The sequence below is a fragment of the Acetobacter fabarum genome (genome assembly GCF_022483405.1).
In the GTDB taxonomy this organism is placed as follows: domain Bacteria; phylum Pseudomonadota; class Alphaproteobacteria; order Acetobacterales; family Acetobacteraceae; genus Acetobacter; species Acetobacter fabarum.
Window position 1 is genome coordinate 63360 of sequence record NZ_JAKVNI010000001.1, and the last position, 14311, is coordinate 77670.

Below are 14311 nucleotides of genomic sequence, written 5' to 3' on the forward strand. Positions count from 1 at the left end.
TAACATGACAATTGGAACATGTGTTCCGGGCAGATTCGTGTAACGAGAGTGTTAGATTTGCGATCGATTTTCTGCCACACTCGGCTTATCCAAGGAGAATCCAAATGACGTCACGGTTCCTCATAGGGACTCTGGTTATGACCTTGACCTTTGCGTCCATTGTTCCGGCCGCGATGGCTCAGAGCGGTCCGACACCAAACGCAACGGCCGATGTTCCTTCTAGTGCCGGCAAGCCGGCCGATGCCCCGAAGGAAAAGGTGCACAAGGCGAAAAAGGGTCATAATAAGAAGGTTAAGGCGTCGCCTACCGACAAGCCCTGAGAAACGGTGGAACGCTCTTAATTGGTAATCATGCCCCGATTTCCTGATGTCGCATGTTATGTTTATATGACCCAGAAGATGAAGGAAATTGCGGGCATGATACATAATTCTTCGAACAGGATTGGTTATTTAAAATATTCCAGTGTATATTTTTAACCGACAGATTAATAAATTGGTTCTATTTTCGATTGATTCTGCAGAATATCTGCATTCCATACTTGGACGACATTTAGAAATTTCCATTAACTGACGCCACATTCGGCGTCGAATTAATGATGACCTTACCACCATAAACGAAACCGCACCCGCAACGCCTGCATCAATTCGTTAGCGCATCTGCTGGCGATCATGATCGGGGTAGCGGTGAATGCGGCTCGCCGGGCGGAGGTATCGACGATAGCCGCCGCCTTGATCGACCACCGCCGTCAGGGGGTGGCTGGCTTTCTGTTCCACCATCCCCCACCGAGGGCCTGGAAAAGTCCCACTGTATCGGACAACCGGGCCGATTGGGCCTGAACCATGGTCATGCGCGCCTGCGTTTCCCCCTGCTCGGCCATCAAGACAAGCAATGTGCTTTCATCCCCGTATCGCTGCCCTGTCCGCGCAAAATTCAGCGCCTGCCGCGCCTGATCCTCAGCCTTCACGCTTGCGACAAGCGTATCCGCGTCGTTGTGGATCGCATGGAGCGCGTCCGAGACATTCTGCACCGCCAGGACAATGGTGCTGCGATAATCCTCCGCCGCCTTCTGGTATGTCGCACGCGCGCCACGTTCCTGGTGCAGTAGCGTAAAGCCGTCGAACAGCGGCTGCGTGATCATGGCCGCCAGGGTCCAGGTACCATAGCCGGGGGTCGCAAACTGGCTGAAGCGGTTGACCGCCAGTCCGGGCGTCGCAACCAGGTTGAGGTCCGGCAGGCGGGCGGCGACGGCGACCCCGATCTGCGCGCTCGCGACGTGGACCGTTTCCTCGGCGGCGCGGATATCCGGGCGCTGGTCAATCAATTGCAGCGGCAGGGAAACCGGCAGGTCGGTCGGCAGATGGAAGTCGGCCAGGCGGAAATCGGGCACCGATACATCCGGCCCATCCCCGGCAAGAGCCGCGATCAGATCGTGCTGGACAGCCAGTTGCTGACGCAGCGGCGGCAGCGCCTGTTCTGCCTGGGCCAGCAGCAGGCGCTGCGGCGTCACGTCGCGTTCGCCCAGATCGCCGAAGCGCGCCTGCTGTTCATTGATGGCAAGGATCGCGCGGGCTGAGGCGATGGTCCCTTCCGTCGCCTCGATCTGCCCCCGGATCGCGGCGTACTGGATGGCCGCAGCCACCAGGTTGCTGGTCAGCGACAGATAGGCCGCTTCCAACTGGAAGCGCGCCAGAGCGCTTTGCGCGTCGCTGGCCTCGATCTGCCTGCGGATGCCGCCCCATACATCCGGCATGTAGGAAATATTCAGTTGCAATGTATGCAGGTTATACAGGTAACTGTTGAAGCCCTGAACGCCCATGCCCTGCGAGATCTTGTTACGCGTCGGATTGAAGAATCCGCTGATGTTGGGCCATAGCGCGCCCTTCTGCGCCGCGACGCCCTCCTGTGCCGCCAGAAGGGCCTGATGCGCGGAGGCCAGGTTGGGACTATGGGCGATCGCGTGCGTCACCAGCCCGTTCAGCGCCGGACAGTGAAACAAGTCCCACCACTGCGCCGGGATATCCTGTCCCGGCCGGAAGGATTGCATGGCCCCAGCGGTCGGGGCTGGCATCGTGCCATCAGGCGTATAGGCATTGTCCACGGACAATGCCGGGCGATGATAGTCGGGACCGACGGTACAGCCTGTAAGGGCCGCCAGCACGACCGCCGTAGCGGTGCGGCGTGGGATCAACAGGAACAGCCTCATGATCCACTTCCCGAACCAGCCGGGAGCGCCCGGCGTCTCTCCATCCGGGACTCCAGTTCGAAATAATAGGTGGGCAGGATGAACAGGGTCAGGATGGTTGCGATGCCCAGCCCTCCCACCACCACAGTGGCCAGCCCTCGCTGGACGTCGGTACCGATCCCCGTCGCCAGCGCTGCGGGCAGCATACCGACGCTGGCCACCGTCGCCGTCATCAGCACCGGCCGGAAGCGCTGCCCCGCGCCATCCAGGACGGCCACACGCAGGGGTTCACCCTCGGCCCGGAGCCGATTGAAATTCGACACCATGATGATGCCGTTCTGGATCGCGACGCCGAACAGGGCGATAAAGCCAACGGCGGTGGCAATGTTCAGGGTCTCGCCCCGCGCATGGAGCGCGATCAGCCCGCCCAGAGTCGCCATCGGCACCACGGCCAGGACCAGCGCCGCCTGGCGCAACCGACCGAACTGGCAGAACAGCAGCACGAGCATGACCGCGAACATCACCGCCAGCGCCACGGTCAGGCGCGCCTGGGCGCGCTGCGCCTGCTCGAACGTTCCGGCCCATTCCAGGCTGTAGGCGGATGGATCGTAATGCACCTGCGCCGCGATGCGGCTTTGGGCATCGGCCAGATATTGCGACAGAGGCCGCTGTCCGTTATCGAGCCGGATCGTGATCTGACGCTGGTTGCGTTCGTGCGCGATGGTACCCTCGCCAGTACGCACGGACACACGGGCGACGACGCCCAGCGGCACGCGCGCACCCGACGCGGTGCTCAACGGCAACTGGCGGATGATATCGAGGTTGCTGTTGATTGCACGCGGGATATGAACGGTCATGTTATAGACCCGGTCGGCAACATAGACCGACGAAACAGGTCCGTCGCCGATCATGTTCTGCACCATGGCCAGGATGTCCGCACCGGCCAGGCCGTAGCGGGCGGCTTCCTTGCGGTCCACCTCCACGTCGAGTTCCGGCGATGGCGGTTCCTGGAAGATCGAGGCTGCGGCGGTGCCCGGAACCTGACGCATGATATCAACAACCTGAGTGCCGATCCGGCGCAGTTCGTGAAAATCGTCACCGTAGATGCGCAGGACCAGCGGCGAATGGGCACCGCCGACCAGGTCATTCATATTGTCGGCGATCGGCTGGCTGATGCCGAAGCTGATGCCGGGGATCGCGGCCAAACGCGCGCGCAGGCGGACGACGAATTGGGCCTTGGTCTCGCCATGCGGCCATTGGGCATAAGGACGCAGGCCAACCGGCACCTCGATGTGGGAAGGGGTCCAGGGATCGGTTCCGGAATCACTGCGGCCAAGCTGGGTGACGGCAAAGCTGGTCTCGGGGAACGAGCGGATCGCGGCGCGGATCTCGTCCGCCATCGCGCCCGCGCGCTCAAGCGACAGGCCCGAGGGCAACTGCACCTGAATCCATAGCGCGCCCTCATCGAGATCGGGCAGGAACTCCCGCCCCGCCGAGGCCCCGAGCCAGATCGTCAGGCCGAACGCGATGAGTCCGCCGGCATACGCCATCAGCGGTCGGTCCAGGCTGTATGCCAGCAGCCGGTGATAGGCATGATGCAACCATTCCAGCGGACGGTTGCGGAACAGGCGGTGCGGCTTGCGCAGCGCCAGAAACGCCAGCGAGGGCGTCAGCGTCATCGCGCAGAGCAGCGCCCCCAGCAGCGCGAAACTGACGGTGAAGGCCATGGGGCGGAACAGCTTGCCCGACGCGCCCTCGAAGGCGAACAGGGGGCCGTAGGCGATGATGATGATCAGCGTGGCAAAGAAGATCGCCCGCGCCAGGGTGTCCATGATTTCCAGGACATCGCCCGGAGCCAGGACCCTGTCCGGATGTTCCTCGCGCAGGCGCAGCACGGCTTCGGCCACCACGATTGCACCGTCCACGATCACGCCGAAATCGATCGCGCCCAGCGAAAACAGGTTGGCCGGCATATGCAGTGCCGTCATCAGCACGAACAGCGTCGCCAGCGACAGCGGGATGGTGACGGCGGCGACAATCGCGCTGCGCGGGCTCCCCAGGAACAGTACCAGAACGACGAAGACCAGCCCCATGCCTTCCAGCACCGTATGGGCGACCTTGTCGGTGGTAGCATGGACCAGATTGTCGCGGTCGATATAGGGCACGATCCGCGCCCCCTGCCGCGCGAGCCGCTGGTTGAGCCGATCGACCCGCGTATGGAGCGCCGCCAGAACCTCCGACGGGTTCTGTCCGGTCAGGGTCGCAACGATGCCTTCCAGCGTGTCTGAATTGCCGTCCATGCCCAGAATGCCCTGGCGAACCTGATGCCCGAACTGCATCTGGCCCAGATCGCGGATGGAAACCGGGCTGCCATTATGCTGCGTCACGCCGATATCGCCCATATCGTCCAGGGTGTGGACCATGTCGATACCGCGCACGATATAGGACTGATCGCCCCGCGTGACGCGGTCGCCGCCGACATTGACATTGTTGTTCTTCAGGGCGTTCAGGACATCGTTGATCCCGATATTGTACCGGTTCAGCGCGTCGGGATCGAGTAGGAGCTGATATTCCTTGGTAAAGCCGCCGAAGTTGCTGACCGAGGCCACACCGGGAATCTGCATCAACGCCGGGATGACGACCCAGTTCTGGATATCGGACAACTGCATCAGGTTCAGGCTGTCCGATTGCAGCGTGTAGCGATAGATCTCGCCGGCCGGCCCCGTGACCGGGCCGAGCATCGGCGTCACCCCTGTCGGCAGGTTAGTCTGCGCGATCTGCTCGGTCACGCGCTGCCGCGCGAAATAGACGTCCGTCCCATCACGAAAGATCAGCGTAATCAGGGAGAGACCGAACGTGCTGCTGGAGCGGCTATCCACCAGGCCGGGCACGGTCGCCAGTTGGCGTTCCAGCGGTGTCGTAATCTGTTGCTCGACCTCGGCCGCCGCCAGACCGGACACCTGGGTCGTGACCACGACAGTGATCGCACCAAGGTCTGGATACGCCTCGACGGCGATGTCTCGCCAAGCCAGCGCGCCAAAACACGCAAGGATAGCCATGACAGCAAAGACGATACGCCTTTGCCGCAGGCAGAGCGCGATCAGCCGGTCAATCATCGTTCAGCAACACCGCACCCTGGGTCACGATCCGATCACCGGCAGCAAGACCGCTAATTACCCGGCAGTCAGTCCCGTCATCGAGCACCACATCAACTGTCCGACGACGAAAAACGTGAGGCCGCACCTCGACGAACACAGTGGTCGCGTCGTTGTTCATCAGGATCGCTGTCTGCGGGACCGTGATGTCCGGCGGTCGGGGAACAGCGATTGCGACATGGGTATAAAGATGCGGCGTCAGCATGCCATCCGGGTTGGTGATCGTGAAATAGGCGCTGCGCCGCCTTGTTTCGGGCTGCAAGGATGGACGCAGCCCATCGATGATGCCAGCCAGGCGCAAATCGGGAAGCACCGGCACCGTTGCGTGCACGGCCATGCCGGCCCGGACCAGCATGGCCTGATTTTCGGCCAGATCGGCAACGACCCATAATTCACGCGTATCCACCAGGGTCATCATGACTGCAGTGGGATCGGTGACGTTCATACCCGCCGCGACCGACACCGTGTCGATTACGCCGTCGATCGGCGCGGTGAGCGCCATCCGCCCCCCCCCCCTCACGAGCACCGTCCTTCACCGGCGCGTCACGGCCCAGGGCCGCCAGGCGCGCGCTGGCCCGTTCCAGTTCGGACCGGGCCTGTTCATACGCGGCCCGTGCGGCCTGCAGATCCTTCATAGCGCCGCCGCCCGCGCCGACGACATGCTGCGATCGGTCATATTGCGCACGGGCCTGCATCAGAGCAGAGCGCGCCTTGTCCTCGTCCGCACTGGCCTGCGCCATGTCGCCGGACATGATGACGGCCAGCACCTGTCCCGCCCGGACATGTGCGCCGGGGACGACATCCAGCCGCGCGATCCGTCCCGTCAGCGGCGGCAACAGGTTGATACTACGCGAGGGCTCCGCCGTGATTTCGCCTGGTGCGTCGATATCATGCGGGCGCGCCCGAACGGTGACTGTATCTACCCGCAGACGCGATATCAGCGGAGATGCGGCATCGACAGCCAGATCCCCATTCTGTTCACGATGCACGCCTTGCGCTTCGGCACTCTCCGGACCTCCAACGGCGACGAGGACGATTATCGAGACAAGGGAAAGCCAGAGCAGCTTGTCGATGCGACGAAAGTGGCGGCGCTTCATGCGTTCTTCATTCAGGAATAGGTGAGATGATATGCGATACGACGACTGAAAAAATGCGCATCGGCCCCTCTGATCATGGATTCACCGATCGCTCCGGCAGCATCCGTGACAGCACGCCATCCTTCAGAATGAACTGATGGAACAGCGCCGCGCCGGCATGACCTACCGCCAAGGCAATGATGAGCCATGCATTCCAGGAATGCAGGTTTTCGACCCAGGTCAGGGTTCCAGACGAAAACCTGGTGAAGGGAGGCGGGATCAGAAAACCGAAAAAACTCATGCTTTGTCCCGCCCCCCACCGCCAGGCGAAGCCGAGGCCGGCTTCCGTCACCAACAGGCCATAGAGCGCGCTTTCCATGGCGACTGCGCAAAGACGATCCAGCAGAGAGAGCAGGAACGCAAGCCGACGTCCGCCCGTCAAACGCCAATAAAGACGCACAAAAACAACCACGGACAGGACAATCCCCGCCGTCAGATGCGCGACCACCATGAGGTGGTGAACGGGCTTGGTGGGAAGGCCCCATGTCTCGCCGAGCGCGAATTGGAACAGGACCAGCAAGGCCGTCGCCCAGTGCAGAAACACCGTGAGAGCGTCATAGTGACGAAACTGTTGCGTCTGGTCCGGCGCACTCGCCTGTTTCATACGTTTTTCTCTTACCGTAGCAATTAGAAAACTGAATTATAGGCGAACTACCTGACTGCAGCCTGAACGACAACGCATAAAAAATATGAAAAAAAGCCAATGATATTCACTTGCATTGTTCGAAGAAAATACCGATTGCCCCGAGAGGATTTCGATCATACTCAAGTATAGACGTTCTCCTTCGATGGATGCCCCCATGTCCCGACTTCGCTCACATACGGAACGCCACGCCACCGAGAAACTCGGATGGCTGCGCGCGGCTGTGCTCGGCGCCAATGACGGCACATTATCCACGGGTAGCCTCATCGTCGGCGTCGCCAGTGCCCATGCCTCGCAGGGAAACATCCTCATCGCCGGCCTTTCGGCGCTGGTCGCCGGTGCCCTGTCCATGGCGGCTGGAGAATATGTCTCGGTCAGTTCACAGGCGGATTCCGAACGCGCCGACCTTGCACGCGAGAAGAACGAACTCGCCCATGACTGGGACGGCGAGGTGAAGGAACTGGCCGGAATTTACCAGCAAAGAGGTCTCGACGCGACACTAGCCCGACAAGTGGCAGTCGAACTGATGAAACATGATGCGCTCGGTGCGCATGCCCGCGACGAGCTTGGCCTGTCCGAAGCAACGGCGGCCAGGCCTGTTCAGGCGGCCTTCGCCTCCGCTGCAGCGTTTTCCTGCGGAGCGGTATTCCCCGTAGTGACAGCCGTTCTTACCCCGCCATCATACGTGGCCGGGGGCGTGTCCATCGTCTCCGTTATCATGCTGGCCGTACTGGGCGCCATCGGCGCCATTGCCGGCGGAGCTGCTCCTTTGAAACCCGCGCTGCGGGTGACCTTCTGGGGAATCGTAGCGATGATCATCACGGCCGGAATAGGCCGGATTTTTCACATCTAATTTCCTCGCCTCCCGACTAGGTCAGTAACCATCGACTGATAGCCTCCGAGATATCGGGCGACTGGGGCACAACCCCCATTTGCGGTTCGACATGCAGCAGGTTCACATCTCAAAGCTGGTGCGAGGGTATCGAGTAATAGCTGCTCTATGTCCCGGTGTCCGGTTCCTTCCGCCCTGCGACATCCCTTACCCGCTCATTGAGGAACCGCTGTCCCTTCGCCAGCCGCCGGACCAGCACCTCATTGAACCGGGCATACATCACCGCGCCCCGATCCTTCGCGGCCTCGTTCTCATTCGCCGGGATGGGAAGCTGGCGCATCATCCAGGCATGAGTATAGAGCGCGAATGCCTCGCCCAGCACAGCGACGGCCTCATCCACATCGTCGATCCGCCGCCCGAGCCGGTCCAGACGCTTGGACAGCGCGGCATCCCGACGTTCATCGTCCTCGCCGGACACCAGCGACAGCACCGCCGCCTCGATCACCGCCGATTTCGACACTTTCCGGCGCGCGGCCAGCGCCTCGACCTGCTTCAGCAGGCCCGGCTCGAAATACACGTTCATCCGCTGCCGTCTGGTCATCGCCGTTCCACTGGTCTGGAGGTTTGATGACAGATTGAGCTGAAAATTCCCTGACGCAAGCCCTTGTTCAATCGGCATCGTACCGGGGCGTAGCCAGGCGTAAAATTGGCGGCTCCTGTCGGTTTTTGTCTATATTCCGGAACGACTCGTGGAACTCTCCCGCTACAGGCCAAGCCCCCTGCCCCGGCCCAGTTCCCACGAGATGCCACCATGCTCGTCCATGGAGATCGTCATCTCCTTCTGGCGCTGTTTCCCGATCTCCGGCCGCCAGGGCACCAGCGAGAATTCATGTCCGCTTTCCACCACCGCAAACCGCCCGCTGGCCAGATCGACCGGACCTTTCAGCGTGCCCTGGATGGTCTCGAAGCGATCAAGCGGACGCCACAGCTTCCCCCGCTTTTCGGCCATCACCTGTCCGACCCGTTCCACCTCCCGCCCTTCCAGCGTCGCCAGCAGGTTCCTGCGATAGCGGACCATGCCCTCCGGGGTGAGGCTGGCATCGCCACGGTCGAGCAGCGCCTGTTGCCGTCGGGCCAGAGCGTCGCCGACTTCGCCTCCGAACCCGGCCTCCACCCGGTCGCCCTCACGACCGGCTCCAGCCACCAGACGCCGGTCGAGCCAGGTCGCGCCATCGGAGCCGATCTGCGCTTCCAGATCGAAGGCCGACATCAGCCGCACCGTCGCCTTCGGCGCACGCGCGGCGTCATAGGCGAGGGTCTTTTGCTGGAAATCCTCCGGGATGCGCCAGCGGTCGGCCTCCAGCCGCTCCACGATCCCAGCCCGCCGCAGAGCTTCCAGACGGCGGACATACCCCTTGATCAGGTCTTCAGGTGTGCCTTTGAGGCTCCAGCGGTCGAGTTGCATCCGCTCCAGATGAGTGTAAGGGCGATAGATCCCATCCTCGGTATGGGCGAGGATCGTCCGGTCGGACGGACGTGGTCTGTCGGGAACCGGGACTGCGGCGATTTCCACGATCGCATTCCTCGGGATGTCCTCCATCTGGGCGGGATCGAAGCCGCGCAGGTGATGCACCCTCCCATCAATACCATCGACCACCAGCGACAGTTTCTCCCCGAGTTCGTCGGTCAGGTGGCGGTCCACCAATTGCCCGATGACCGGTTTTTCCGGAACCTCGCCATGGAAACGGAAATGCGACGAATCGCGTGTCGGCGCTGTTCCCTTGTCGCGCGCTTTCAGGGCGCGGTGCATCTGCTTCGTGATGTCGTCGCGCTCGCCCAGGTTCCGCAGGCGTTCTTCCAGCCGGTCATCGAGCGTCCATCTGCCCGGTTCCGTCGGACTGGCCAGTCCCATGCGTTCCAGCTTCGCGAGGCGTGACAGGCGCAGCCGTCGGTCCACCAGATCGGAGGTCGGCGTTTCGCTACCTGGGCGCATGTCGAGGGTACCGTCCTTCATCTGATCCAGCAGGGCACGGTCGATGCGGGTGAAGCGGTCGCGGTCGATCCCGGTTTCCAGCTTTTGGCGCTGTTCGATCTCGGACACGGGACCGAGATCCAGTGTCACGACTTCGGAGGCACGTTCGCGAAGGCCATGGGTGATATAGCCGCCATCGATGACGAGATCCTTGCCCTGGTCGTCGCGTCCGTTGATCACGACATGGACATGGGGATGCGCGGTGTTGAAATGGTTCACGGCCACCCAGTCCAGCCGTGTGCCGAGATCGGCTTGCATCCGCGTCATCAGGTCGCGCGTGAAATCCGTCAGATCCTCCATCCGGTCGGCGTCCTCCGGTGAGACGATGAAGCGGAACTGATGCCGGTCCTCCGCCCCGCGTTCGAGGAAGGCTCTCGCGTCGGCGCGGTCGGTCTCCGCGCCATACAGCACGCCACGCTCGCCGTCGCGGGACGTGCCGTCACGCTGAATGTAGCGCAGGTGGGCGGCGGCTCCGCCTCCCTTCCCGGCCTGACGCACCACACGCGCCTTCACGGTCACACGCCGGGCACCGGACACCTGATGCCGCCAGCCGGTGATCCCGCGTGCACGGACGAAGGACGCGCCCCGCCCGCGACCCACCCCACGGGTGGAACCGGAACGCGACGCGCTCCCCGCACGCGAGGGCGCACCCGACCCAACAGATGAACGGCGGCCACTGCCGCCGCCTGACCCGCTGCCGCCCCTCTTTCCGGGGGACAGAGATTGCCGACGAACCTGTGTCCGGATGCCCGCCAGAAAGTCCGTGCGACCGCGCGTCGCACCGCTCTTCGAGGGGATGCGTCCAACTCTGGGACGGAACGCGGTGTCGTCATCCTGCGCCATGGCCAGACCTCGCCAAAACCGGGCTTTTCGGGGAACAGTGCCGTCAGAAACGGCGGGAAACCCGCACTCCTGAAAAATGACGGCTCAGGCGACGGAAATCCAGAGTGCCACTCAAACTTTCCCTAACCCCATGTGCAGACAGAGAAAACCGCAGGTCGGGACTGGCAGGAGTGCCACGTCCTTTAATCTTGCCCTCACGTTTTTTCCTCTTTTCGGCCCCTGAATTCCACTTTTCCGAATCTGATGGCCACTTCCAGCCTGACCAGGGGACTGGCAAAACCTGCCACAGATTGCCTCCCGACACCACGCGAACAGGATGACGACACGCTGCGCCGCGACCTGTTTTCGGTGCGTCTTATGACATGCCGTGAACACGTCAAAGTCATGCGTCGGACGTGATCGGAAGCGACATCCGAACATCATCGGGAACTGTCAAAGTGATGACGCTCACGGTGACGATGACCAATCGGTCAACCTGCGCTCGTTGTGCATCCAGACGGGCCATCCACCCCCTGCGTATGGTGTTCCGGATGCGGGAAAACGCGTGTCACTGAACGTCGGATCGTTCGTCGAATGGGTGTTCGAAGGAGCGCCAAAGGCGACCGAAATAGACGCGGCGGCACAGCCGACGCCTTCCGCTCGCGGCGCGAAGCGCCGCGTTGTCCCGGCACAAAACGAACGCGACAGGAGGATGGAAAAGCTGACCGGAAAGAGAAGGGAAAGGCACGGGCAAACGTCGGTAAGCTAGACGCGGGAAGCACACTCAATGCAACGCGCGACGACGCAGCCATGCCCGATGCCGTGCTTTGGTATAGGGATCGGGCTGCTGCCGTGCCTCCAGCCGATGGTGCAGGTGACGCCAGTAATCGGGACTGACCTCTGTCGGGTCGATGTCCAGCGCCTCGATCGCGTCGATCGCTCCCAGTACACGCTGGACGCGCGGCCATGAAGTCTGGTGCAGCAACACCTCGCCGCCCGGCCGCACGCATGGGACAGTCTGGTAGTCTTCGCCGGAGCCGACCGTGCGCACGATGTCGATGTGCGATTCAACCGTGCCATACTCGTTGGCGGCCCAGCGGACGAAGGCGAACACACTGCCGGGCGCGAAGCTTAGCATGCGCCGCTGACGGTCGAGGATCGTGTCCGCGACCGGCCGCCCGAAGCGCAGCCAGCGTTCCACCTGCTTCTCGATCCACGTCAGTTCAACCGTCGTGATCAGGACGGACGGATCGTCGGGCATCACGTCTGTTTCCTCTTCACGGTCGGCTCATCAGACGACACGAATGCCGATGGAAGAATGGAGGAACCCGTTATTGAGGTTGAGATGGAGATGCCGGATAAAGCCGGCGGGCGACCCGTTCCATGGTCAATCCCTGCACGATGATGGTGAACACCACCACACCGTAACAGACGGGCAGCAACAGATCACGCAGTTCTCCGGGCGGTAGACCAAGCGCCAGTGAGACCGAAATACCACCTCGCAGCCCGCCCCAGGTCAGGACGCCGAGAACGCGGCCCCGTTCCCATTGACGAAGATGGACCGGAAGGGTCGAGAACAGCACGCTCAAAGCCCGCACGGCAATGGACAGGGGGATTACGGCAAGTGTCGCCAGAACCGTAAACAGATGCGGCGTGATCTCAAGGATTTCAAAGCCGATCAGCATGAACAGCAGGACGTTCAGGACCTCGTCAATGAGTGACCATGCGACGTCGAGTTCCTTGCGCGACGCTTCATCGAAAATGGAGTGGCTGTAACGTGTTCCGAAACAAAGACCAGCCACGACGACAGCGATCGCGCCTGACATGCTAAGCTGGTTAGCTATGCTGAAGGTCCCGGTCGCAAGTGCCAGCGACGTCAGCAGATCAATATGCGGATCCCGCTGCGCCTTGAGCACACGGAGCGCGATCCATCCCGTGAGCGCTCCGAGAAAACCGCCACCGAGCGCCTCGCGGCAGAAGCTCAGGGCAATTCCGGACGCGGCCACTCCCTGACTGTCTCCGGTCGCCAATCCGATCGTTACACCGAAAATGACAACGCCCACGCCATCATTGAACAGGCTTTCTCCCGCAAAAACAGCCTGAAGCGGTCCCGGTAGTCCCAGACGTTTCAGCATTCCCACGACCGAAACCGGGTCGGTGGGCGCGAGGATGGCACCCAGCACGATGCACCATGCGAAGGGAACGGTATGGCCTAGCAGCGGGAAGACAGACCATGCCGCGATCGCCAGAAAGGCGACGGCCAGCACGGTCCCCAGGACAGAGAGGGCGGTGACGGAGGCAAGCTTTGCGCGCAGATGCCCGACATTGACCTGCATGGCGCCGGCAAAAAGCAGCAGCGACAGCGCGCCATTCAGAAGTGCCGCAGGCAGATTGATGGCGCCGAGTACAGATCGCGGAAGGGCCTGAAGATCATAGGCCGGAATCAGCGGATTCAGGACCATCACCAGAAGCGATGTCAGCAACGAGAAGACAAGCACACCAATCGTGACCGGAACGCGGAACGTATGGTGATTAAGAATGCTGAAGCCTGCCGAGAGGCTCAGCAGCAGGGCAAGGAGGCTGATCGTATCCATGTCCTCACCGCTGGCCGCTGAGGCGCTTTGCGTCAAGAAAAACCGGAAAATGGCCCGCTACCGGGAGAGTTCGACGGGTCGATGAATGGCAGAAGCGAAGGCGGAAGGCGCCGTCGTCACCCAGTCAGCGAGTCGTAACTTCAAACCAACCATTCACCAATTTGTGATTTCTCATTTTGCGAACAAAACGCCGCCACATGTACGCCTGACTACGCCCCAGTACGCAGCAACCGACACACACCGACAACCCATTGAAGTAGCTATATTTTTCCGGTTGCACGGCGTTTCTTAGCGCGTGATGCTGCTGTCCTCTCCAGACGGAAAGGGCAGGACGATGACGGACGAAAACCGCATATCGAACGCCGGACCGAATTCTCCGGTCAACGATAACGAACCCGGCAGCAATATCCAATCCATTCCTCCCAATCCGGCCATGAAGGCGCGAACGGACGCACTGATCCTCGTCCTGGCGCGCCTGCTGGGGCGACAGATCGCCCGCGAGGAATTCGAGCGGCGGTTGGACCAGATCGCCAATGACAACGATCCCGCCAGCAAAGCCAGGCCGGAGCGGGAGGAGTGAGATTATCCTTGAGAAAGAGGTATTATACGTATAATTTGGGCATTGCCATTCCACCAATAGGATACCCCGCTCATGCCTACCGTCGGCGCCCTCGAATTCCAGCGCAAATTCGGCGAATTCCAACATCAGGCCCAGCGCGAGCCGGTCGAGATCACCCGCCATGGCCGCCGCGAATATGTGCTGTTGTCCGCAGATCATTATGACTGGCTCCGCGCGGCGGCCCAGCGAAGCCACCGGACGGAGGACGTGTCCAACGTGGTGCTGGCCGCCGTGGAGCGCGCCGACATGGACCCCGAACACGCGCATCTCGACGAGTTGCTGAAATAAGGGCCGTC

The 14311-nt window shown here is 61.8% G+C and carries 13 protein-coding genes; 5 read left to right on the forward strand and 8 right to left on the reverse strand.

Annotation, left to right across the window (positions count from 1 at the left end; translation table 11 throughout):
- Positions 1–104: 104 nt before the first annotated feature.
- Entirely contained in the window at positions 105–320 is a 216-nt protein-coding gene (locus LKE65_RS00350) for a hypothetical protein (protein ID WP_278739949.1), read from the forward strand.
- A 425-nt stretch (positions 321–745) separates the two neighbouring features.
- Here the strand turns inward: LKE65_RS00350 and LKE65_RS00355 are convergent, their stop codons facing one another.
- From LKE65_RS00355 to LKE65_RS00365, 3 genes are read right to left on the reverse strand one after another with little or no spacing between them, the layout of a single operon-like run.
- A complete protein-coding gene (locus LKE65_RS00355; protein ID WP_278739950.1) occupies positions 746–2203 on the reverse strand; it encodes an efflux transporter outer membrane subunit in 1458 nt (485 codons plus the stop codon).
- Positions 2200–5298, reverse strand: a complete 3099-nt coding sequence (locus LKE65_RS00360; protein WP_278739951.1) for an efflux RND transporter permease subunit — start codon at positions 5296–5298, stop codon at positions 2200–2202. The genes LKE65_RS00355 and LKE65_RS00360 overlap by 4 nt, the downstream gene beginning before the upstream one ends.
- A complete protein-coding gene (locus LKE65_RS00365) occupies positions 5291–5839 on the reverse strand; it encodes an efflux RND transporter periplasmic adaptor subunit (protein WP_278739952.1) in 549 nt (182 codons plus the stop codon). Before LKE65_RS00365 ends, LKE65_RS00360 begins: the two co-directional genes overlap by 8 nt.
- On the opposite strand from LKE65_RS00365, the gene LKE65_RS00370 reads away from it, so the two are divergent.
- On the forward strand, positions 5802–6455 hold the full coding sequence (locus LKE65_RS00370) for a hypothetical protein (RefSeq protein WP_278739953.1): 654 nt from the start codon (positions 5802–5804) through the stop codon (positions 6453–6455). The genes LKE65_RS00365 and LKE65_RS00370 overlap by 38 nt on opposite strands.
- Before the next feature lie 52 nt (positions 6456–6507).
- Here LKE65_RS00370 and LKE65_RS00375 read toward each other — a convergent pair whose 3' ends face one another.
- Positions 6508–7077 carry a cytochrome b gene (locus LKE65_RS00375; protein WP_278739954.1) on the reverse strand — a complete coding sequence of 190 codons (570 nt, stop codon included), beginning with the start codon at positions 7075–7077 and terminating at the stop codon, positions 6508–6510.
- A 196-nt stretch (positions 7078–7273) separates the two neighbouring features.
- Here LKE65_RS00375 and LKE65_RS00380 point away from each other — a divergent pair, with 196 nt between their 5' ends.
- A complete protein-coding gene (locus LKE65_RS00380) occupies positions 7274–7969 on the forward strand; it encodes a VIT1/CCC1 transporter family protein (RefSeq protein ID WP_166112779.1) in 696 nt (231 codons plus the stop codon).
- A gap of 145 nt (positions 7970–8114) precedes the next feature.
- Here the strand turns inward: LKE65_RS00380 and LKE65_RS00385 are convergent, their stop codons facing one another.
- From LKE65_RS00385 to LKE65_RS00400, 4 genes are all read right to left on the reverse strand, one after another.
- Positions 8115–8627 carry a CopG family transcriptional regulator gene (locus LKE65_RS00385; RefSeq protein WP_434734876.1) on the reverse strand — a complete coding sequence of 171 codons (513 nt, stop codon included), beginning with the start codon at positions 8625–8627 and terminating at the stop codon, positions 8115–8117.
- A gap of 84 nt (positions 8628–8711) precedes the next feature.
- Positions 8712–10499, reverse strand: coding sequence for a relaxase/mobilization nuclease domain-containing protein (locus tag LKE65_RS00390; RefSeq protein ID WP_278739957.1), 1788 nt, complete (start codon positions 10497–10499; stop codon positions 8712–8714).
- Positions 10500–11586: 1087 nt separating this feature from the next.
- Positions 11587–12063, reverse strand: a complete 477-nt coding sequence (locus LKE65_RS00395) for a DUF2840 domain-containing protein (RefSeq protein ID WP_010668365.1) — start codon at positions 12061–12063, stop codon at positions 11587–11589.
- A 70-nt stretch (positions 12064–12133) separates the two neighbouring features.
- Positions 12134–13396, reverse strand: a complete 1263-nt coding sequence (locus LKE65_RS00400; RefSeq protein WP_278739958.1) for a cation:proton antiporter — start codon at positions 13394–13396, stop codon at positions 12134–12136.
- A gap of 334 nt (positions 13397–13730) precedes the next feature.
- On the opposite strand from LKE65_RS00400, the gene LKE65_RS00405 reads away from it, so the two are divergent.
- Positions 13731–13976, forward strand: coding sequence for a hypothetical protein (locus tag LKE65_RS00405; protein WP_180952785.1), 246 nt, complete (start codon positions 13731–13733; stop codon positions 13974–13976).
- Positions 13977–14048: 72 nt separating this feature from the next.
- Positions 14049–14303, forward strand: coding sequence for a type II toxin-antitoxin system prevent-host-death family antitoxin (locus LKE65_RS00410; RefSeq protein WP_099347873.1), 255 nt, complete (start codon positions 14049–14051; stop codon positions 14301–14303).
- The last annotated feature ends 8 nt before the right edge of the window (positions 14304–14311 follow it).